The organism is Arthrobacter sp. S2(2024) (assembly GCF_036662515.1).
Taxonomy (GTDB): Bacteria; Actinomycetota; Actinomycetes; order Actinomycetales; family Micrococcaceae; genus Arthrobacter.
In genome coordinates, this window is the sequence record NZ_JAYKZI010000005.1 from 160,673 (window position 1) to 181,858 (window position 21,186).

Consider the following 21,186-nt stretch of genomic DNA (forward strand, 5'->3'; position numbering starts at 1 on the left):
TGCCGTGCGTGAACCTCAGCCGAGCGAACTGAGGAACGCGATGGTGTCCGCTGCAACTTGGTCCGGACACTCCCACAAGACCAGATGCCCTACCCCGGGATAGACCTTCAACACGGCGCCCGATATTCGCGCCGCCAAGGCCTCTTGGTGCCTTCGAGGCAACACACCGTCATGCGCGCCCCACAGGATCAGGGTGGGCGCGAGAATGGTTCCGAACTCGGTGGGCGGAGTTGCCGTACGCAAGCCATTGAGGATGAGCTTCCACGCATGGGCGGGCATCCTGAGTCCGTCGCGCACCCGGTCCTCGATAAACCACGTGGGAACCGCATGCAGCAGTGGGAACCAAGCCAAGGAATTCCGGACCCAGTTCTCGTCGACGGGGTCCTGCAGAGTGGCGACTTCATCGGCGAAAGCAGTCCGACCCCGAAGGCTCAGCGGAGAGCCAACCAGCACGAGCGCCGCGACGCGACCAGGGTACGCGATGGCTAACTGCTGGGCCACGTAGCCGCCGCTCGAGGAACCAAGAACGGACGCCCTGTGCACACCGAGCGCATCCAGGATGGCTGCGGCGTCCTCGGCCTGCTCCGCCAACGAATAGCCGAGCTCCGGTTTCTCGGCGTCGCCCTGCCCGCGGAGGTCGGGCGCGTAGACCCTGAAGTCCGTCAGCAGGGGTACAAGGCGGTCGAAACTACGGCGGGATTCGCCCCAGGCGTGCAGAAGCAACACCGGCTTCGCATCGGCGTCGCCATGGACCAAACACGGAACCTGTATGCCCGTGGTGAGCCTGAGATCCAGGACTTCGGCGCCCATAGCATCAGGGTACGCCTCGCGGCACTAAGGTGACTGCCGCCGTCGGGCATTCAGACCAAATAGCCAAGTGGCCGCGACCGTCGCCAGATAACCGGTGATGACAATCAAGGAGACCCCGGCCCAGAAGTAGTGGGTGGTGCTCTCCTGCCCGAAACCGCTCGCGATTCCGATCAGCGAGTACACCGCAACGGCCGCGGCCACCACGCCCGCGAGGGTCGACAGCGCAAGCCACAAACGCGACGACGCCCAATGGTCACCGCGGCCGTCCTGGACGTTCCAGCGCTTTCCCGTGCGCAGCACCAGCCAGCCAGCCGGCAGCATGACCGCTCCGACCACGAGGAACGCGGCGACGACGTCGGCAGGCCGGTGCCACTGGTTGATCAGCGTCGAAACTCCGGCCGCCACCGCGAAAGTGCCACCGAGGAACCCCGCCAGGGGCCGCCAGCGCGGCGACACCACCAGGAACACCGCAGCAGCCGCAGACGCCGCGAGCGTGGTGTGACCGGAGGGCAGCGAGTTCAGTTCAATGGTCTGGACGCCGCGGAACGGCCTGTTCGGGAACCAGTCCTTGAGGAGTTGGGTGGCCAGGTTTGCCGCGACACATGCGGCCACCGCGATCCCGGCGGACTTCCAGCGACGGCGCATTAAGGTGACGAAAAGAACCACGACGGCGGCAATCGCCACCGAGGTGACCGGCAGCCAATCGAGGAACTGGGTGGTCGCCCGCTCGGTGGGACCGTTGATGGTGGCGGCCTCCACCAGGGCGGATTCGTCGATGTACTGTCCGGTGGTGGTGCGAACAAAAAAGTAGTAGGTGGCAACGAATGCGGCCATGCATGCCAGGGTTGCGAGCACAAAAAGTAAGCCCATCCCAGCGCCCGGCCAGCGCCTGGTAGCGGTTCCACGTGTGGCCGGCAGCCGGCTCGTCTTAGGAAAACTCATTGCTTTCAGGGTGTCATATTTGGCTGGGAGGATCACTTTTGCTCGGCGAGGAGCTCCTCGTAGAGCGTCAAGTGTTCGGCGACCATGCGCTCGGCACTGAAGTAGTTTTCCGCGGCGTGGCGGCACTCGGCGCGATCCAGCGCGGCGGCGGCGATGACTGCCTCGGCCAGCTCCTGGGGGCTGGAACGAAGGTAGCCCGTGACGCCCTCGGAGACGATTTCCGGGGCGGATCCCCGGAATGTTGCCACCACCGGAGTCCCGGTCGCGAGGGACTCGATCATGGCCATGCCGAAAGGTTCATCCCACTGAAGCGGATTCAGCAAGGCCACGGACCCGCCCAGGAGGACGAACTTGTCCGCAGCGTTCAGCTCTCCGAGGTATTCGACGTCGGGCCCCAGCAGCGGCGCGATAACCGCGGCGTAGTACTCATGTTCTTCCGCGCTGTACATCTTGGCCGCAATTCGCAGCGGTACCTGGGCCAGGCGGGCGGTCTCTATTGCTTCCGGCAGGCCCTTTCCGGGATGCATCCGGCCGAGGAAGCTGGCGTAGCCGCCGTCGCCGGCTCCCTGCGGGACGGATTGCGTGTCGATGCCGTGGTGGATGACCCTCCTTATCTTGATTCCGGGGGCAGTCTCCGCTTGATGGTGCGAGATGGCAATGATCGCGGTGTCTGTGGCCATGGCCTGGTAAATGTCATGGTTTTCTTCTGAAAACGGAAGGTGCGCCGTTGCGACGATGGGCGTTCCCTCCGGCCGATGCCGGTACAGCGGCCCCGCCAAGGTGTTGTCGTGGATGAGGTCGACGTCGTGCATGGCCGCGAAGGCGTACACGCTGTGGCGGAGCTCGTCCGTCCCGTTCCCTATCCGGGAGCCGTCGGCAAGCGGCGGGCCGGGGACCTTGTCCACTGGACACGTGCTTCCGGACGCCGCGGCGAGGAGCACATCGTGGCCCGCGGCCACCAGGCCGCGAGCGAGGATATCGATGATCGACTCCGTCCCCCCGTATGCAGGCGGCGGGACTGGAATCCAAGGCGGCGCAACCAAGCCGATGCGCACCTAGTGCCCCCGCCGCAGACCAGAGGTGACGTGGTGGACATCCAAGAGATCGGCCAACGGCTTGCGGGCTTCGCGGTGCAGCGCGACATCCTCGGGCAGGTCCGTGACCCGTGTTTCTCCGTTGACCACCTCCACGGAGATCCGGGAGCCGGCAAGCGGGATGTTCCGCATTTTGATCCGGCCGAAGCCTTCGGGAACCACCGGTGCCAGCCAGAGGCCGCCGTGAGTGAGGCAAGGATCGAAACGGAGCAATACGCGCAGCAAGTGAACAGGTGTGGCAGCGGCCCACGCTTGCGGCGAACAGGACGAAGGGTAGGGGACGGGCGTCCCGTAGGTTTTCCTGTCCAGGCCGCAGAACAACTCCGGTAGCCGTCCGTCGAACGCCTCTGCCGCATCGAGTAGGCCCGTGACGAGGCGCTGGGACTCCTCGACGAAGCCGTAGCGCATCAATCCGCCCGCAATGAGGGCATTGTCATGCGGCCACACCGAGCCGTTGTGGTAGCTCGCCGGGTTGTAGGCCGCCATGTCCGAGGCCAACGTCCGGACGCCCCAGCCCGTGTACATTGTGTCCGACATGAGCCGCTCCGCGACTAACCGAGCCTTGTCGTCGTCGACGATTCCGCTCCACAGGCAGTGACCCATATTGGATGCGCAGGCGTCTACCGGCCGCTTGTCGCGATCGAGGGCGATGGCGAAATAGCCGCGTTCAGGGAGCCAGAACTCCTCGTTGAACTTTCGCTTGAGTTCGGCCGCCCGCGCGCCCCACACCGCAGCCAGCTTCAGGTCGCCCTCCTCCTGGGCCATCAAGGCCCGGCTGAGATAGGCGGTGTAGACGTAGCCTTGGACTTCGCACAAGGCGATCGGAGGCTCCGCCAATGTGCCGTCGGCGAAGTTGATCCCGTCCCCGGAGTCCTTCCAGCCTTGATTGAGGAGGCCATGGTCCGTGGCCCGCGAGTACTCAACGAACCCGTCGCCGTCGGCGTCTCCGTAGTCGCGGATCCAGTCAAGGGCCCGGTCCACCGCCGGCAGAAGGGACTCCGAGACCTCGGAATGGAACCCCCAGCGGGTGAGCTCCCCCGCGAGCGTGACGAACAACGGGGTGGCATCCACTGAACCGTAGTACGCACTGCCGCCGCCAAGCGCGAGGCCTGTCGTGGCGCCCAGGCGCACCTCGTGCAGGATCCGGCCCGGCTCCTCTTCGCTGAGCGGATTGACGGTCCGGCCCTGATGGTCGGCCAAGGTTTTGAGCGTTCCCAACGCCAGGGACGGGTCCAGTGGAAGGGTCATGAAGGACGTCAGGAGGGAGTCCCGGCCGAAAAGTGCCATGAACCAAGGCGATCCTGCGGCCACCACCGTCCGTCCAGGATGGTCGGGGTCGAAGATCCTGAGGGAACCGAGGTCTTCCCTGCTCCGGGCCAATGCTTTGTCGAAGGCCTGGTTGGCAAGCTCCGTTATGGGAACCCTGCCGTGCCACTCCTGAAGCCTTTCTTCAGGAAGATCGTAGGCGCGCTGGTTGCCCCAAACCTGGGCGTCCGCCTCGGGTCCAACTCCGTCGATGCGGGGCGTGGCCGTCACACCCGTGGACCAATGGCCTTGGGGCTCAAGAGAGATGTCGTAGCTGAGGACGTCTCCGTCAACGTCGGAATTCGGTGCGTCAATGGTGACAAGTACGTGCCGCCCCTCCCGCTGGGACTCGAGGACTAACGAACCGTCACTGGCCCGCGTCAAATGCACGCTCTCGTGGCGTGCCCGGCCTTCCTTCACTTCGAAGATGTCCGCAAAGTCCGCATTGACCGTGAGTGAAACCGTGGCGTGGGTGGGCTTGCTGGAAAAATTCCTGATCGTAATCTCTTCGTGCACCCCGCCGAACAGGCTCCGCCGGCGCTCGATCAGGAGATGGCTGTCTGCCAAGCCATCGGTGCGAGACGCTCGGCCGACGAAATCGGCGCGATAGGGCTCCGGGACAGGGGAACCCAAGGCCTCGATGCGGTGGCCGTTCACCTCCAATGCCCAGTTCGAAACGAACCGTGTGTCGCGGAAGAACATCCCGTGCGGGCGCAGTTGGTCCATATCGCCGTTGGCCGCCGAGACGCAAAACGATGTTCCTGCCAAAAGTGTCACGGCACCTGCGCCGGCCGAACCTGCGAGGTTCTCGGCATTCCAACCTGTCATTAATGGGCTCCAAAGCTAGGGACGGGGGAATGGGGCAGCTTGCTTCAGCGTATTCGCCGCGTCTTCGGAAGTGAACCCTCCTGCAGATATGGCGGCTCTTGGGTGGACGCTCGCTCGGATATGGCGGGTTGTGGGTGGACGCTCGCTCGGATATGGCGGGTTGTGGGCCTGGGGTTGAGCGCGGTTGGTGAGCGAGGGTTTGGCCAATAGGCCACATAGGTGAGCGAGGGTTTGCCGGTTTGGCCTTGTATCCGAGCGAGCGTCCGGGAAAAAGGGCACATAGGTGAGCGGGCGTCGGGGACGGGTGAGGGAGCCGTAACACGAATGTGACGCTTGACACGTGTTAGGTGATGGATTTACGCTACCTAACACGTGTTAGGAAGGAATTGGACATGGCAGGAAGCAATGGGAAGCTGCGTGAGATCTCACGCAGGACGGCCCTTGGTGCCTTGGGTGCGGGAATTGTCGGAGCAACAGTGGCGTCGTGGCCGCGGTTGACCGGCATGGACATCCCGGGCCGCGGGGACAACAGCCTTAGCATCGCCATCTTGGGAACCGCAGCGGACGCAGCCGCCCGCCAGCGGGTCATCGATGCATTCGCTAAAGTGCACCCGGAGATCAAGGTGAAGGTCCAGGCCATCCAGGCCGCGGACTGGAAGGACTTCTTCACCAAGATCCTCACCATGGTGGCAGCAGGAACGCCACCGGATGTGGTCTACGTGGCCACGGAAGGTGCCCAGCTCTTCGCCGAGAAACTGGCGCACCCCTTGGACGAGTACCTTCGCCGCGACGCCGCGGACATGAAGGAGTACTTCGCGGACGTCCACCCGAGCCTCGTGGAGGCGTTCATGTACAAGGGCAGCCTGTTCCAGCTTCCCATCGACTGGAACGCCGCCAACATGTACTACAACACCTCGGCCCTTCAGCAAGCCGGACTCGAACGTCCGGCAGACAACTGGACCCAGGTCGATTTCCGCGACACCTTGGCTTCGATGCGCAAAGCGAGGCCGCAGGACTTCACTCCGTACTACTGGACCAACAGGCTCTTCGGTGGCGTGGTGCCCTGGCTCTATGCCAACGACACCAGCTTCCTCAAGGAATCCAAGTCCACCGGCGGCGAATGGCTCTGGGACAGCTTCTACGCCCAGGATCCGTCACGCGGGCTGCGCTCCGGCGGCTACCAGTGGCTTGAGCCCAACGCGGATGACCCGCGGGTGTACGAATCGTTCGACTACCTCCGCGGCCTCGTCAAGGATGGCCTCGGCGTTCGTCCCGAGGAGGGTGGCGGAAATTCACTCGTCGGGCTGTTCGCCTCCAACAGGATCGGCATGACCCCGGCCGGCGGCTACTGGGTGGAAGGCCTCCACGAAGCCGGAATGAAGGAAGACGGCTTCGACGTTCAGTTCTTCCCGCGCTGGCGCACCCAGCGGCACCAGTTCGGCACCGCCGGCTACGCCATCATGAAGACCGCCAAGGACAAGGACGCGGCGTGGGAGTGGCTCAAGTTCGCTTCCAGCCTGGAAGCCATGCGCTTGGTCTTCCCGACGCCGAACACCACCCCGGCGCGCCGTTCCATGGTCAACGAGCAGTTGTACGCCGGACGCGGACCCAAGCATTGGAAAGTCTTCTACGACACCCTCGACAAATTCCCCACCACAGGTCCCATTCCGGCACCGCCCCAGCAGGCCGCCGTCGAGACCGCCCTGATGAAAAACGTATCCCTGGCCGTCAGCGGTGATGAGAACCAGCTCAAGCAGGCCCTCGCCTCCATGCAACGCGACCTTGAGATCGCCTTGAGGAGGCAGGCATGAGCACGGCAACAACGGGCATGTCCACCAAACGCCGCAACGGCGCAGCAGCGAAGAGCGAGACTACCGGAAGACAGCGTCAGCGCTGGCTGCCCTGGGCGTTCCTCGCTCCCACCATCCTTGGCATGGGGCTGTTCACGCTCGTGCCGATCGTTGCTTCCGTGGTTCTCGCCTTCTTCCGCTGGGACATTATTTCGGCGCCAAGTTTCGTCGGGTTCGACAACTTCGCCGAAGTGGTCCAGGACCCCACGGTGCGTGTCTCGTTCCTGAACACGATCCTGTTCGTGGTGGTCGCCGTCGCGCTTCAGCTCGGCCTCGCGCTAGCACTGGCGATCATGGTGCAGGAGAAGCTCCCGGCCTGGCTTCGTGTCTTCTTCCGCAGCGCCTTCTTCTTCCCGCTGATCCTGTCCGCGGCGTCGGTGTCCATCTTCATGCGCTACCTGTTCAACGAACAATTCGGCGTGGTCAACTGGCTCTTGTCCTTCGTCGGCATCCCCGCCGTCCCGTGGCTGACGACGCCGGCCGGTTCTGCCGCCGTCGTGATCCTCGTGTACGTGTGGCAGAACTTCGGGTTCTCGTTCCTGTTGTTCATCGGCGGACTGGCGTCCATCCCCACCGAAACGTACGAGGCTGCGTCGATCGACGGCGCCACGGGCTGGCGCAAGCACCTTCACGTGACGCTGCCGCTCCTGAGCCCCACCACCTTGGTGGCGTCCGTCATGGCGATCATCAACGCCCTGCAAGTGTTCGACCAGCCCTACGTCCTCACCCGCGGCGGCCCCGGCGACGCCACGCGCACCGCAGTGATGGTGATCTTCGAGTCCGCGTTCCAGCGCCTCGAGTTCGGCCAGGCCTCGGCGATCGGCGTCATCCTCACGCTGATCATCATGGCCATTACCGCCGCCCAGTTCCGGCTCAGCAAACGATTCGTCTTCTACCAGTAAGGCCCGCCATGACTACAACCTCAACCCAGCGCGCCGCCGTCGATCGCTTGGCTCCCCAGCGGCTCGCGCCGCGAAAGAAGCGGAACTGGAGCATGGCGGGACGAATCGTGCTGCTCCTGATCGCGTCCGTTTTCATCCTCGGTCCGGTGCTGTGGACCCTGTCCACCTCGCTGCGGCCACCGGCGGAATCGTTCCAACTGCCGCCGTCGTTCCTTCCCCTCAACCCCGATTTCTCGTCGTATGACCAGGTCTTCAAGCAACTCAACATCATGCTTCTGGTTCTCAACAGCGCCCTCGTGACGGGACTGATCGCCGTCGGGCAGATGTTCACGGCGGCGCTCGCCGGTTACGCGTTCGCGAACCTCAAGTTCCGCGGCCGCGGGGCACTGTTCTCGATTGTGCTGGCCACCATGATGGTCCCGGCGCAGGTGACGATCGTTCCGGTCTTCATGCTGATCCGCGGCATCGGCCTGTCCGACACGCTCCTCGCGCTCATCCTTCCGGCGATCCCGACGGCGTTCGGCACCTTCCTGATGCGGCAGTACTTCCTGGGGCTCCCGGCCGATTTGGGCGAGGCCGCCGCGATCGACGGAGCCTCGCCGTGGCGCACGTTCCGTTCCGTGTATGCGCCGCTGGCGATGCCGGGCATGGCGATCGTGGGCATCCTGGCCTTCAATTACCACTGGAATGAGTTCTTCCGCCCGCTCATCCTCACCATCTCCGAGCAGAACTTCACGCTCCCGCTGGGCCTGGTGTCGCTGCAGGGCAACCTGGGCACGGGCAGCATCTCCGTGGTGCTGGCAGGCGTGATCCTCTCCATGATTCCCGCCCTGGTGGTGTTCATGTTCGGCCAACGCGCCTTGCGTGACGGACTCACCGCCGGCACCGGCAAATAGCCTCTACTTCCCTGAAAGGACTTCGATGACGGACCTCATTTCGTCCGCCCCTGCACTCGCCGCGGCGGCCACCCACCCGGACCCGGCTTTCCCGCGCTTCCACCCGCGGCCGGCGCACGGCTGGATCAACGACCCCAACGGCGTCAGCTACATCAACGGCCGCTACCACGTGTTCTTCCAGTTCAACCCGGAATCGGCACGGCACCACCGGATCCAGTGGGGCCACGTGAGCTCCCCGGACCTGGTCCACTGGGATGAACACCCCGTCGCGCTGCGCCCGCAGGATGGCGGGCCGGACGAGTTCGGCTGCTGGACCGGCGTAGTGACCGACGACGGCGGTGTCCCCACCGCAGCGTACTCCGGCGTGCGGGGCGATGGTGGTCACTCCCAGGTGGTGATTTCCCGGGGCTCGGCGGACCTGGTGTCCTGGGAACAGGATGGCCACATTGCCGCTTCCATGCCGGACGACGGCCTTGTCACGGCCGTGCGCGACCCCTTCATCTTCCACTTCAACGGCAAGCGCTACGCCATGCAGGGCGCCGGGCTGGCCAATGGACATGCTGCTTTGCTGCTGTACACGGTGGAGGACATGTCCGACTGGAAGTACCAAGGCATTTGGCTGACCACGGAAAACCCGGTGGCGGCTGCGCAGACGCCGGCTGAGATCTGGGAGTGCCCGCAACTGGTCCGTGTGCCGTCCGACGAGGCGGCGTCCGGCGGGGACGACACCTGGGTCATGATGTTCTCCCTGTGGCTCTCCGGGGATGACCACGAGCACGCCAACGGGGTGGGGCACCTGATCGGCTCGCTGGCCGAGGACCCGTCCACCGGGCTGCCGGTTTTCGTCCCGCGTTCCGGCGGCAGGTCCGACCTTGGCAGGGACTTCTATGCTCCGCAGATTGTCCAGCTGGACTCTGCGTCTTCGTCCGGCTCGGAGTCGGAGCCGCGTGCCCTGCTGTGGGGATGGGCCAACGAAGGCCCGGGCCGTGATGGCCGGCGTGGCCGTTCGCAGGACGAGATCGACGCCGCAGGCTGGGCAGGCGTCTTAACCCACCCGCGCTTCCTCTCGGTTGAGGACGGCGCATTGGTGGTTGCTCCGGCGCCGGAGGTGGACGCTTACCGGGGTTCCTTGGCTGCGGGTGGGGCTTCCGGGGTGGTTGACTTGCCGCCGTTTGCCGAGGCAATTGTGACGGCTGGGACTGTTGCTGGAGCCGGTGAGGTTCGTCTGGTCCTGGCCTCGGGCGCGGAACGGCAAGTCGTGTTTGCGGGGGCGTTGGCCGAGGGCGAGGAACTCCGCATCTTCGTGGATGCTTCCTTGGTGGAGGTGTATCGGACAGGTTCCGTCGCCACGACACTCCGTGCCTACCCTGCCTTGGGCGAGGAATGGATCCTTGAGCTTCCCGAAGGTGCGGCCGCGGAGGTCTGGGAACTGAAGCTGCCGGAATAGGCGGCAGGCCGCCGTCGGGCACTCAACTTTTGACCACTTTTGGCCGGTGCTGCAGTCCGGGATCCCCGTATTTCCGCGGATTCCCGGGCGGCGGCCCGGCCAAAAGTGGTCGGATCTAGAGAGCGGGTACGGGCCCGGTGGACTCACGGACCACCAAACGGCAGGGAACCATGGTTTCCAGATGGCCGCTGCCGTCCGACGTCGACCGCTTGGCCGGGTCCTCGATCTGCTCGAGCAACATGCCCATCGCGGCCGCGCCCATTTCGCGCAACGGAAGCGCCATGGTGGTGAGCGCGGGGACCATGGTGGCCGCGATGCGGGACTCGTCGTCGTAACCCATAATCGAGAGGTCGCGCGGTACGGAAAGGCCCAGCCGCGCCGCAGCCAGGGCGACGCCGATGGCGAGCCGATCGTTCGCGCAGACAATCGCCGTCGGGCGATCGTTGGCGGAGAGCAGTCTTATGGCGCCATGGAAACCGTCGTTGATGTCCCAACCGGCCATGAACACGCGGTCTTCGCGGACGGGGATGGCGGCCTTGGCCATTGCCTCCCGATGCCCCACGATGCGCAGGGGCACAGCCGGTGAGGTGGCGGCCCCGGCGAGGAATGCGATATCCCGATGGCCCAGCTGCAGGAGGTGCTCAGTGGCTTCCCGACCGCCGGAAACTTCGTCGGGGATCACGTGGTGCAGCCGTGGGGCGGGGCTGCTGTCGTAGCAATTGGCCAGCACGGAGGGGACCCGCAGCATGCCCTGCGGGACGTCGAGCGGCTTCAAACCGACCGTGACGTACATCAGCCCGTCCACTTGCCGGTCCAACAGGGTCTCGACGGCGCTCTCGTCACGGGAGGCGTCGCGCTCGGTGTCCATCACCACCGTGACAAAGCCGTGGGCGCGGGCGACGTCGTCGGCGCCACCAATGATGTTGCCATCGAACGGGCTCACCACCACCTCGTCCGACACGATGCCGATCACGCGCGTGCGCTGGTTCCGCAGGCTCAGTGCGATGGGGTTGGGGGAGTAGTTCAGGTCCGCAGCGGCCTGCCGGATGCGGTCCTGGCTTTCCTTGGCCACGTTGCCGTCTCCCCGGCCGTTGAGCACCAGCGACACCGCACTCCGCGAGACGCCCGCCCGTTTGGCGACGTCGAGTGCTGTGGCCTTGCGCTGCATGCGGGCTCCTCCGGCTGTGGTTCCGATTCTTGCTGCATTCTACCTAACGCGTGTGAGGAGTGGTTCCGGTCCACGTTCCCCGCGTTCCCCAGCCCGACGCTCGCTCACTTATTTGGCCTTCCAGCCGAACGCTCGCTCACATCATGAGCGAGCGTCGGCCGAAGACACCCCAAAGGTGAGCGAGCGTCCGGAGGGGCGCGTGCCGACCCGGCCTAGCCGCCCGCCCGGGGGCCCCACGACGCCGGGCGGCAACCCGGCGTAGCCGGCTCGCCCCGCCCTAGGAACCGACCCGGCGCCGCCCCACGCTACAGTGAAACCATGCCTCCATTCCCCGCCCTCGACGAGCTCCTTGCCACCGCGAAAGTGGTCAGCCTGCCGATGCGGGTCACGTTCCGGGGCATCACCGAGCGCGAGACCCTCCTGTTCCGCGGACCGGCCGGATGGGGCGAATTTTGTCCGTTCCCTGAGTACGGCGACGCCGAGGCCGCGCGCTGGCTCGCCGCCGCCGTCGAAGCCGCATGGCAGGGTTTTCCGCCGCCGCTGAGGGACACCATTCCCGTCAACGCGACCGTCCCCGCCGTGCCGGCCGCCCGGGTGCCAGAGGTCCTGGAGCGCTTCGGCCGCGTGGACGCCGTCAAGGTCAAGGTCGCCGAGCGCGGACAGGAACTGGCCGACGACGTCGCGCGCGTCACCGCAGTCCGGGACGCCCTGCCGGACGCCGCGATCCGGGTGGACGCGAACGCAGGCTGGGACGTGCCGCAGGCGGTTGAGGCGCTCGGGCGACTCTCCGCCGTCGGGCTCGAGTACGCCGAGCAGCCCGTGCCGCAGATCGAGGGCCTTGCCGAAGTCCGCCGGCGGCTCGTGCAGCAGGGCACCCCCGTGCTCATCGCCGCCGACGAATCCGTGCGCAAGGAAGACGATCCCCTCAAGGTGGCCCGCGCGGGCGCGGCGGACCTGATCGTGGTCAAGGTGGCGCCGCTCGGGGGAGTGCGGCGCGCGCTGGATATCGTGGCGCAAGCCGGGCTTCCCGCCGTCGTGAGCTCGGCGCTGGACACCTCGGTGGGGATCCGCGCGGGGCTCGCGCTCGCCGCCGCGCTGCCGGAACTGCCGTACGCGTGCGGGCTGGGGACCGTGCGGCTGTTCGCTTCGGACATCACGCAGGATCCGTTGGTGCCCGACGACGGCGCGATCCGGGTCCGCGAAGCCGTCGCCGACGAGGGACTGCTGGAGCGGTATGCGGCTCCCGCTGAACGTCGCGAGTGGTGGCTGGACCGGCTCCGTCGCGTGCACGCACTCCTTGAGGCATAGATTGCTGGGAAAAGTCTGGGAATTCACCGGAACTTAACCGGAGCGTCCTCTCGGATTCCGATAGCGCTGTAAGGGTTGGGAAATCACTCAATCCCCGGAGGTATTTCCCATGTCTGAATCAACCAAGCGCAAGTTCGACTTGCTCCCCATGCTCGGCCATACGAAGGGCAAGCGCAGCCCCGTGACGTGCGCCCTGAAGTGCGACAACGCCTGCTCGGGCGAGGTGTGCAACACGAGCTCCAACGCCTACTTCCGCGACATCGCTTCCGCAGCCGTGTCCCGCCGCGCCGCCCTGGGCTTCGGCGCCGTCGGTGCGCTCGCCGTCGTGCTGGGCGGCAGCCTTTCCGGAAACGTTCCCGGCGGCGCTGGCCTGTCAGCGGCGGCGAAGACGGGCTTCGACAAGGCCAAGCTCAAGTTCGCGCCGATCAAGCCGGTCGACTACACCGTGGACGCGTTCACCGTCCCGGATGGATTCGCGTGGCAGCCGATCATCCGTTGGGGCGATCCGCTCTTCGCAGACTCGCCGGCCTTCGAGCTGAACGGCCAGACCGCGGCAGCGCAGGCCCGACAGTTCGGCTACAACAACGACTACACGGACATCCTGCCCATCCCGGATTCCAAGGACCGCCGTGCCGTGCTCTTCACCAACCACGAGTACACCAACGAGAACATCATGTTCCCGGCAACTTTGGCGGCCGCGGAGGCGCGCGCGATCGGGCGTGCCGCACACGGGCTCACGGTTGTGGAACTTGAGCGCAAGAACAAGAACAAACCATGGAATTACGTCAAGGGTGCGCCGCTCAACCGCCGTTTCCTGACCGACACCACCTACGAACTCACCGGACCCGCCGCTGGCACGGACTTGGTGAAGACCATCGACGATCCCTCAGGCCGGAAGATCAAAGGCACCCTCGGCAACTGCTCCGGAGGCACCACTCCCTGGGGCACCATCCTCTCCGGCGAGGAAAACTTCAACGGCTACTTCGTGGCTCCCGGCACCTCGGCGGGCGACAAGCGCTACGGCCTCTCCAACAAGGCAACGGCCCGTAAGTGGGAGCTGGATGAGCCGCGTTTCAACACCAACAACGCCGGCTACGCCAACGAGTCCAACCGCTTTGGCTGGATCGTTGAAGTCGACCCGTTCGACCCCTCCTCCACACCCAAGAAGCACTCCGCCATGGGCCGCTTCAAGCACGAGGGCGCCAACGTGATAGTTGCCGACTCGGGCCACGTGGTGGCGTACATGGGCGACGACGAGCGCTTCGACTACCTCTACAAGTTCGTCTCCAAGGGCAAGTACATGCCCGGCAACTCGGCCGCGGCACGCCGGAGCAACATGAACCTGCTCTCCGAGGGCGACCTCTACGTTGCCAAGTTCACCGGCGACTCTCCGGCGTCGGAGATCACCGGCAACGGCGCGCTTCCCTCCGACGGCGCCTTCGACGGTTCCGGCGAGTGGCTTCCCTTGGTGGTCGGCGGCGTCTCCGCAGTTCCGGGCATGTCCGTTCCTGAGGTACTCGTCTACACCCGCCTCGCCGCGGACAAGGTCGGCCCCACCAAGATGGACCGCTGCGAAGACGTCGAACCGAACCTGGCCACCGGCAAGGTCTACGTGGTCTGCACCAACAACTCGGACCGCGGCAAGCCTGGAAAGGAAGGCGCCACCGAGGTCAACCCGCGCACCCTCAACCGGGACGGCCACATCGTGGAAATCACCGAAACCGGTGACCAGACGTCTACGCGCTTCAATTGGACGCTCCTGATGGTTTGTGGAGACCCCGCCAAGAACTCCTCGACCTACTTCTCCGGCTTCCCGGCCGACAAGGTCTCGCCCATTTCCTGCCCGGACAACGTCGCTTTCGATTCGGCAGGCTACATGTGGATCGCCACTGACGGCGCGCCGTCGTCGATCGGGTACGCGGATGGCCTCTTCAAGGTCACGCTGGATGGCAGCGAACGCGGCAAGGTTGAGCAGTTCCTCGCCGTGCCGCGCGACGCCGAGACGTGCGGACCGATCGTGCACGACGACGAGCGGACCGTCTTCGTCGCCGTGCAGCACCCGGGTGAGGAAGGGACGTTCGACGCCCCCCACTCCTTCTTCCCGGATTACGTGGGCGCCGGAGCCGCCCCGGCCGCCGGCCAGGTCCGCGCCCCGCGTCCGTCGATCGTGCAGGTGTTCCGCAAGGACAGCTAGGGGTTTCCGTTCCCCCCTTTCCCGACGCCTTCCCGACCAACGCACCGGCTGACGCTCGCTCACCTATGTGGGTCTTTCGGCTGACGCTCGCTCACGTATGTGGGTCTTTCGCCTGACGCCCGCTCACGTATGTGGGTCTTTCGGCCGACGCTCGCTCACTCTCTTCAAGGGAGTGAGCGAGCGTTTGGGGTTTTGGCCCCATAGGTGAGCGAGCGTCGGGAGGGAGGCGCCGCTAATAGACTGGTGCGGTGACTTCGCAAGGCTCCCTGAGCTCCCTCGCCGCTGCCCGTATCGCCGTCAATGCGTTGCTCGACGGCGGTGTGCGGCACGTGGTTATCTCTCCCGGTTCGCGCTCGGCACCCATGGCTTACGCACTCGCCGAGGCCGAAGCGGCCGGGAATGTCCGCCTCCTGGTGAGGATCGACGAACGTTCGGCCGGTTTCACGGCACTGGGTTTGGCCCTGTCGACGGGAGCCCCGGCGGCCGTCCTGACCACCTCGGGCACCGCCGTCGGGAATCTTTTGCCTGCGGTCATGGAAGCCAACCACGCCGCCGTGCCCCTCGTAGTCCTTTCGGCCGACCGCCCGGCCGAGCTCCACGGCACCGGCGCCAACCAGACCACCATCCAACTCGACCTCTTCGGCGACCACGTTCGCTTCGCCGTCGACATCGCCGCGGGCAGCAACCCGAAGCGGGCCGTCGAGACCGCCATCTACGCGGCCACCGGCGCCCTCGCGGACACGCCGCCCGGCCCAGTGCAGCTCAACCTGGCTTTCCGCGAGCCGTTGGTTCCCGAACCGGGCGAGGCGCTGCCCGCCACCAAGGGCCACGGAGTTTTCCACTACGATTCCGGTCCCCAACCATTGAGCATGCCCCCCGCTCCCGCTGAACTGACCGAGCGGCGGACGGTGGTTTTGGCAGGGCACGACGCCGGTCCGGTCGCCGAGGCGTTCGCCCGTGCCCACGGCCTTCCCTTGCTCGCCGAGCCCTCCTCCAACGCGCGCTTCGGTCCCAACGCGGTCGGCCCGTATCGCCTCATGCTGGACAACTTCGGGCCCGGGTCTGCTCTGCCGATCGAGCGGGTGGTGGTCTTCGGGCGGCCTACGCTGTCCCGGCCCGTCGCCGCACTCCTGGCCCGCAACGACCTCCCCGCCGCCATGTACGAGCCCGTTCCGGTGGCCTGGTATGAACACGGCCGGCGTCGCGAGGAACGCTTCGATTCCCTGGCTGAACTGGCCGGGTTCGCCGGCCGCGGCTCTGATGATTGGCTCGACGCCTGGCTCCTGGCCGGGGCTGCGGCCCAACACACGCTCGACGGCGTCCTCGAGGCCGAGCTGGCGGCCAGTGGACCCGCCGTGGGAGCCGTCGTCTGGAAACACGCGCGCGGGCAGCTGGTCCTGGGCTCCTCCAATGGCATCCGCGACGTCGACCTCGCGGGACAGCCCAGCCCCGAGCCCCTCGCCACGGTGTTCGCGAACCGCGGCCTCGCCGGCATTGACGGAACTATCTCCACGGCTACGGGAATCGCCCTCGGCGCTGGCCGCGAAACCACCCTCCTCCTGGGAGATGTCACCTTCCTGCACGACGCCGGAGGCCTCCTCCTCGGAGCCGGCGAACCCGGGCCGGACCTGCGCATCGTGGTCCTCAACGACGCCGGCGGGGGCATCTTCGGTCTCCTTGAGCACGGCAAGGTGGAGGACGACGGCGGTTACGGCACCGCCGTCGAGCGCCTCTTCGGCACCCCGCACAGCGTGGACATTTCAGCGCTCGCCTCGGCGTACGGCGTCGGGCACACTTTGGTGCGTACGACGGCGGAGCTCGCCGCAGTGCTTGCCTCGCCTTTGAAGGGGCGCAGCATCGTGGAAGTACGCACGGACCGGTCTGGGTTGCGTCCCTTGCACGCGCGCATCAAGGCCGCGGTCGCCGCGGCAGTGTCCCAGGTGCTGCTCGGGGCGTAGGCGCTGCCTGGCGACGCGCAATCTGGCTGACGACACGGAAATGCCCTGACGCGGCTGGATTTCCAGCCGCGTCAGGGCATTTGCGCGTCGCAGGTGCAGCAGGAACTACAGCACTCGGCTGAGGAATTCCTTGGTGCGGGCGTGCTGGGGGTTGGCGATGATTTCGCGGGGGTCACCGGATTCCACCACCACACCTCCGTCCATGAAGGTCAGGCGGTCGCCGACTTCGCGGGCAAAGCCGATCTCGTGGGTCACCACGATCATGGTCATGCCGGACTTGGCCAGGTCCTTCATCACGTTGAGCACGTCGCCCACGAGCTCGGGGTCAAGGGCGGACGTCGGCTCGTCGAAGAGCATCAGTTCCGGTTCCATGGCCAGGGCCCTGGCGATCGCGACGCGTTGCTGCTGGCCGCCGGAGAGCTGTGCCGGGTAGTGGTTGGCTCGATCAGCCAGGCCCACCCGGTCCAACAATTCGAGGGCGGCCTTCTTGGCATCACTCTTGGATTTGCCCTTGACCTGCACGGGCGCTTCCATGACGTTGTACAACGCGGTCTTGTGGGGGAACAGGTTGAATCGCTGGAAGACCATGCCGATTTCCCGGCGTTGCGCGGCGATTTCCTTGACCTTCAGGTCGTGGAGGCGGCCGTTGACTTCGCGGTAGCCGATCAGCTGGTCGCCAACGGAAATGCGGCCGGCGCTGATGGTTTCGAGGAGGTTCACGCAGCGGAGCATCGTGGACTTGCCCGAACCGGACGGGCCGATGACAACGGACACTTCGCCCTGGTTGACCGTCAGGTCGATGCCGCGGAGCACATGGTGTTGGCCGTAGTACTTGTGGAGGCCTTCGATCCGCACCAGCGGTTTCTGGGTGGTGATCGTCATTTTGCGTCCTCCTCGGGGAAGTCCATCTTTAAGGACGGCTCAGCTTCGGCGCTCGGTGCCACTGCGGCAGCGGCCTTGGCGGCTGCCGGGTTGATGACGGCCGGGGCCAGGTTGGTGTCCACGCCCTTGCCGTAGTAGGCCTCGATGTAGTGCTGGCCGACCATGAGGAGGCTGGTGATGACCAAGTACCAGATGGCTGCCACGATCAGCAGCGGCACCGGAAGGTAGATCCGGTTGGCCAGGGCGTTGGTCGCGAAGGTCAGGTCCAGGGTGAACGGGACGGCCAGGACCAGGGAGGTGGTCTTGAGCATGCCGATGGTTTCGTTGCCGGTGGGCGGGACGATGATGCGCATTGCCTGGGGCAGGATGATCCGCCACATGATCTTGCCGTTGCCCATGCCCAGGGCTTCGGCGGCTTCGGTCTGTCCCTTGTCCACTGACTTCAGGCCGGCCCGGAAGATCTCCGCCAGATAGGCGGATTCGTTCAGGCCTAGCCCCAGGATCGCCGCAACAAGAGCCGTAATGACGGTGCTCGTGTCCACGCTGAACAGTTCGGGGCCAAACGGCACCCCTGCGCTGATCTTGGGGTAGAGGACGGCGATCAGGCCCCAGAAGACCAACTGGGTGTAGACCGGGGTGCCGCGGAAGAACCAGACCCAGACCCAGCTCGTGTAGCGCAGGACGGGGTTGTCGGACTGGCGCATCACGGCCAGCAGGATGGCCAGGACAATGGCAATGACCATCGAAGCTACGGTCAGGAGAAGCGTCCAGCCAACACCCTGGACGACCTTCACGTCCAGGATGTAGGTGCCCACAACGTCCCAACGGAAGTTGTGGTTCGTGATCACGCTCTGCACCATAAGTGCTAGTACGCCAACGATGACGATGGCGCTGATCCAGCGGCCAGGGTGCCTGACGGGCACCGCGTCGTTCAGCACGGGCGCGGCGTGGCCTGGTTGATGATGATCCATCTGTGCACCTGATTTGTTATCGGTGGCGGGAATACTCAAGACTTGACCGCCGGGTTGACCTCGGACTTGGTGATGGCGCCTTCGGCGTTGCCCCAGCCAGTGAGGATCTTCTTGTAGGAACCGTCAGACATGAGCTTGGTCAGGGTCTTCTGGATGACATCGGCGAGGGCGGTGTCCGACTTGGCAACAGCGATGCCCTGGGGAGCGGCGTCGTACACATCGCCGAGCTTCTCAAGCTGTCCGTTGGTCTGCGTCAGGGCGTAACCGATGATGGGGGAGTCGGCTGCCATCGCGTCGATGCTGCCGTTGACGAGCCGGGTGGTGACGTCGGTCTGGTTCTTGAGCGTCACGATGTTGATGGGCTGCTTGCCGTCAGCCGCGCACTTCTTGTTGCGGCCGGAGAGGTCCGGGTCTTCCTGGACCGTGCCGGTCTGCACGCCGATGGACTTGCCGCAGACGTCATCCAGGGAGAACTTCTTCGGGTTGCCCTTCTGCACGGCCCACGCGGTGCCGGCGTTGAAGTAGCTGACCATATTAACGGCGCCGAGACGCTCAGGGTTGATGGTGAAGGACGAGATGCCCAGATCGTACTTGGGGCCGAGGGCGGGGAGGATGCCCGTGAATTCGGCGGTCTGCACCTGGACCTTCAAACCAAGGGTGGCGCCGATTGCCTTGGCGATGTCGACGTCGTAACCAACCGGGGTCTGGCCGTCGGTTCCGAGGAATTCCGCAGGAGCGTAGGTCGTGTCCGAGCCGACGGTCAGCGTGCCCTTGGACTTGATGGCCGCGGGGACCAGCGCAGCGAGGGTGTCGTCCTTGGTGATGGTGCTGGGGTCAAAGCTTGCATTGGCACTGCCGGAAGGCGAGGCGGCGCTCGACGGGCCGGCCTCTGAGGCGTTGGTGCAGGCAGTCAGTGCCAAGGCGCCGATTGCGATGATGGTTGCAGCCTTGAGCGTCGAACTGACCGGGAGCGAACGGAATTTCTGCATTTTCTTACCTTTTTTTGCAGTGGATGCGAAACTAATCGGTTCATAGTGTAGCGCCGAACATGAGATGTGCGTCACAGAAAACTAAGTTTTACTATTGGATAACCTACCAAGTAAAAAATCAAGACCCCCAACGTGGCTATTGTCTCGCACCCCAGACAGTTGGGAGGGTAGGTTTCGAACGGAATCCTCGGGTTTGGGGCTTAGTTGCTGATCCCCAGCGACTCGAGCATCGGCCGGAATTTTGCCCAGGTCTCGGCCAGCTCGGCGTCGGGAACGGAGCCTTCCACGATCCCGCAGCCCGCATAGAGGCGCACGGTGGTAGGACTCTCGATGATCGCGCCGCGCAGTGCGATGCCCCACTCGCCGTTCCCCGCGGCGTCGAGCCATCCGACCGGCCCCGCGTACGGCCCGCGATCCATGTGCTCAAGCTCCCGGATCAGTTCCCCGGCAACCAGAGTAGGTGTGCCACACACGGCAGCCGTGGGGTGGAGGGCGTTGATCAGCGCAAGGCACGTAGGGACATGTCCCTCGATATCGGCGAGCTCGGCCTTCACGTCCGATGCCAAGTGCCACACATTGGGCAGTTCCAGGATGAACGGTTCGCTGTGGGCGTTCATTGCCTCGGAGAAGGGCGCGAGCTGGGTGGTCAGCGATTGGATGGCGATCTCGTGCTCGTGCCGTTGTTTCTCCGAACCGGCCAGCACGCGTTCGGCGTATTCCATAGGGGAGCCGTCCACGCCCTCGGCGTCGCGCCGGTCCAGCGTTCCGGCCAGGACCCGCGCCTGCGCTGTGCGGCCCTCCACCTGGATGAGCATTTCCGGCGTCGCGCCCACCAAGCCGTCGACGCCGTAGGTCCAGCATTCGCGGTAGCGGCTGGCCAGCTGCTGGAGCACTTTGGCGGCGTTGACGCCGTCGGGCAGTGTCGCCACGACGTCGCGCGCGAGAACGAGCTTCTCCAGCTTTCCGGTGCGGATTTCCGCCACGCCCTCGGCCACGGCCTGCTTCCAGGCGGCCTCGCTTAGTGAACCGCTCTCCAGCGTCACCTTCCCGTCCCCCAACTGGCTCGCACTTGTTGTCGTTTTGGGCCCTCTAAACGACAACAACTGCGAGCTAGTTGGGTGCCCGACGCCGGAGCCTCCTGCCGCCGTAAGCTCACCGGCCGCTGACTCGCGTTTCCCTGACTCGCCGCTGAGCCAATCCGCGAGGGTGGCGAGTGCTCCCGCCTCGGTGAGTTCGACGTCGTCGAGCGTCAGCTGCGTGAGCCAGGACTGCCCATCCCGGATCCCGACAACGATTTCAGGAAGGATCAAGCGGGACTCAAAGTCGGACGTCTTGGAGAAGGCAAAGGAGCCAAAGGCCACTGGGCCGGTGCCGGGGAGCTCAAGGGGATCCGTGACGTCGGCCTCGATGACGAGGTGGCGCCACCAGATGTCGGCCTCGAGGAAGCGATCGGGCCCGGAAGCGGTGAAGCGCGCGAGTTCGCCAAAGCCCACCAGCCCGTTCTCTCGGCGGGACCAGCACAGGACATCGTCCCGGACCAGAAATGACGGCAGTCCCCCGGAGGATGAATCAACATCGAGGGGGACTGTCAAGGTGCGGAGCGTACTCGTCATGATGGAACAACATTACTCCCGCGCGCAAC

At 65.4% G+C, this 21,186-nt stretch carries 16 protein-coding genes; 7 read left to right on the forward strand and 9 right to left on the reverse strand.

The genetic code is table 11. The annotated features are described in order from the left end of the window. Nucleotides 1-15: 15 nt before the first annotated feature. From VLA65_RS12960 to VLA65_RS12975, 4 genes are all read right to left on the reverse strand, one after another. Nucleotides 16-810: an alpha/beta fold hydrolase gene (locus tag VLA65_RS12960; protein ID WP_332602737.1), complete on the reverse strand. Its 795-nt coding sequence runs from the start codon at nucleotides 808-810 to the stop codon at nucleotides 16-18. A 24-nt stretch (nucleotides 811-834) separates the two neighbouring features. Beyond that, entirely contained in the window at nucleotides 835-1,680 is an 846-nt protein-coding gene (locus VLA65_RS12965) for a phosphatase PAP2 family protein (protein WP_332602738.1), read from the reverse strand. A gap of 104 nt (nucleotides 1,681-1,784) precedes the next feature. Then, on the reverse strand, nucleotides 1,785-2,795 hold the full coding sequence (locus VLA65_RS12970) for a glycosyltransferase (protein WP_332602739.1): 1,011 nt from the start codon (nucleotides 2,793-2,795) through the stop codon (nucleotides 1,785-1,787). Between the two features lie 12 nt (nucleotides 2,796-2,807). Next, entirely contained in the window at nucleotides 2,808-4,979 is a 2,172-nt protein-coding gene (locus tag VLA65_RS12975) for an amylo-alpha-1,6-glucosidase (RefSeq protein ID WP_332602740.1), read from the reverse strand. 392 nt (nucleotides 4,980-5,371) lie between these two features. Between VLA65_RS12975 and VLA65_RS12980 the strand changes: the two genes are divergently transcribed. The 4 genes from VLA65_RS12980 to VLA65_RS12995 all read left to right on the forward strand — a co-directional run bounded on the left by VLA65_RS12980 (nucleotide 5,372) and on the right by VLA65_RS12995 (nucleotide 10,074). Continuing rightward, nucleotides 5,372-6,790, forward strand: a complete 1,419-nt coding sequence (locus VLA65_RS12980) for an extracellular solute-binding protein (RefSeq protein ID WP_332602741.1) — start codon at nucleotides 5,372-5,374, stop codon at nucleotides 6,788-6,790. Beyond that, complete coding sequence (locus VLA65_RS12985; protein ID WP_370872124.1) at nucleotides 6,787-7,731, forward strand: carbohydrate ABC transporter permease; 945 nt, start codon at nucleotides 6,787-6,789, stop codon at nucleotides 7,729-7,731. The genes VLA65_RS12980 and VLA65_RS12985 overlap by 4 nt, the downstream gene beginning before the upstream one ends. Before the next feature lie 92 nt (nucleotides 7,732-7,823). Next, on the forward strand, nucleotides 7,824-8,627 hold the full coding sequence (locus VLA65_RS12990; RefSeq protein WP_253257148.1) for a carbohydrate ABC transporter permease: 804 nt from the start codon (nucleotides 7,824-7,826) through the stop codon (nucleotides 8,625-8,627). Nucleotides 8,628-8,652: 25 nt separating this feature from the next. Further along, the gene (locus VLA65_RS12995) at nucleotides 8,653-10,074 is read left to right on the forward strand and encodes a glycoside hydrolase family 32 protein (RefSeq protein ID WP_332602742.1); all 1,422 of its coding nucleotides are present in this window, start codon (nucleotides 8,653-8,655) and stop codon (nucleotides 10,072-10,074) included. Between the two features lie 115 nt (nucleotides 10,075-10,189). Here the strand turns inward: VLA65_RS12995 and VLA65_RS13000 are convergent, their stop codons facing one another. After that, a complete protein-coding gene (locus VLA65_RS13000) occupies nucleotides 10,190-11,242 on the reverse strand; it encodes a LacI family DNA-binding transcriptional regulator (RefSeq protein WP_332602743.1) in 1,053 nt (350 codons plus the stop codon). A 318-nt stretch (nucleotides 11,243-11,560) separates the two neighbouring features. Here VLA65_RS13000 and VLA65_RS13005 point away from each other — a divergent pair, with 318 nt between their 5' ends. From VLA65_RS13005 to menD, 3 genes are all read left to right on the forward strand, one after another. Beyond that, entirely contained in the window at nucleotides 11,561-12,550 is a 990-nt protein-coding gene (locus VLA65_RS13005; protein ID WP_332602744.1) for an o-succinylbenzoate synthase, read from the forward strand. A 109-nt stretch (nucleotides 12,551-12,659) separates the two neighbouring features. After that, nucleotides 12,660-14,744, forward strand: a complete 2,085-nt coding sequence (locus VLA65_RS13010) for a PhoX family protein (protein WP_332602745.1) — start codon at nucleotides 12,660-12,662, stop codon at nucleotides 14,742-14,744. Between the two features lie 248 nt (nucleotides 14,745-14,992). After that, nucleotides 14,993-16,702, forward strand: coding sequence for a 2-succinyl-5-enolpyruvyl-6-hydroxy-3-cyclohexene-1-carboxylic-acid synthase (gene menD / locus VLA65_RS13015; protein ID WP_332602746.1), 1,710 nt, complete (start codon nucleotides 14,993-14,995; stop codon nucleotides 16,700-16,702). A 105-nt stretch (nucleotides 16,703-16,807) separates the two neighbouring features. Here menD and VLA65_RS13020 read toward each other — a convergent pair whose 3' ends face one another. The 4 genes from VLA65_RS13020 to VLA65_RS13035 all read right to left on the reverse strand — a co-directional run bounded on the left by VLA65_RS13020 (nucleotide 16,808) and on the right by VLA65_RS13035 (nucleotide 21,157). Next, the gene (locus tag VLA65_RS13020; RefSeq protein ID WP_059387233.1) at nucleotides 16,808-17,584 is read right to left on the reverse strand and encodes an amino acid ABC transporter ATP-binding protein; all 777 of its coding nucleotides are present in this window, start codon (nucleotides 17,582-17,584) and stop codon (nucleotides 16,808-16,810) included. Continuing rightward, on the reverse strand, nucleotides 17,581-18,555 hold the full coding sequence (locus tag VLA65_RS13025; RefSeq protein WP_059387234.1) for an amino acid ABC transporter permease: 975 nt from the start codon (nucleotides 18,553-18,555) through the stop codon (nucleotides 17,581-17,583). Before VLA65_RS13025 ends, VLA65_RS13020 begins: the two co-directional genes overlap by 4 nt. Before the next feature lie 35 nt (nucleotides 18,556-18,590). Then, nucleotides 18,591-19,544 (reverse strand): ABC transporter substrate-binding protein, encoded by a 954-nt coding sequence (locus VLA65_RS13030; protein WP_059387235.1) that lies wholly within the window; start codon nucleotides 19,542-19,544, stop codon nucleotides 18,591-18,593. Between the two features lie 200 nt (nucleotides 19,545-19,744). Further along, complete coding sequence (locus VLA65_RS13035; protein WP_332602747.1) at nucleotides 19,745-21,157, reverse strand: isochorismate synthase; 1,413 nt, start codon at nucleotides 21,155-21,157, stop codon at nucleotides 19,745-19,747. Between the last annotated feature and the right edge of the window lie 29 nt (nucleotides 21,158-21,186).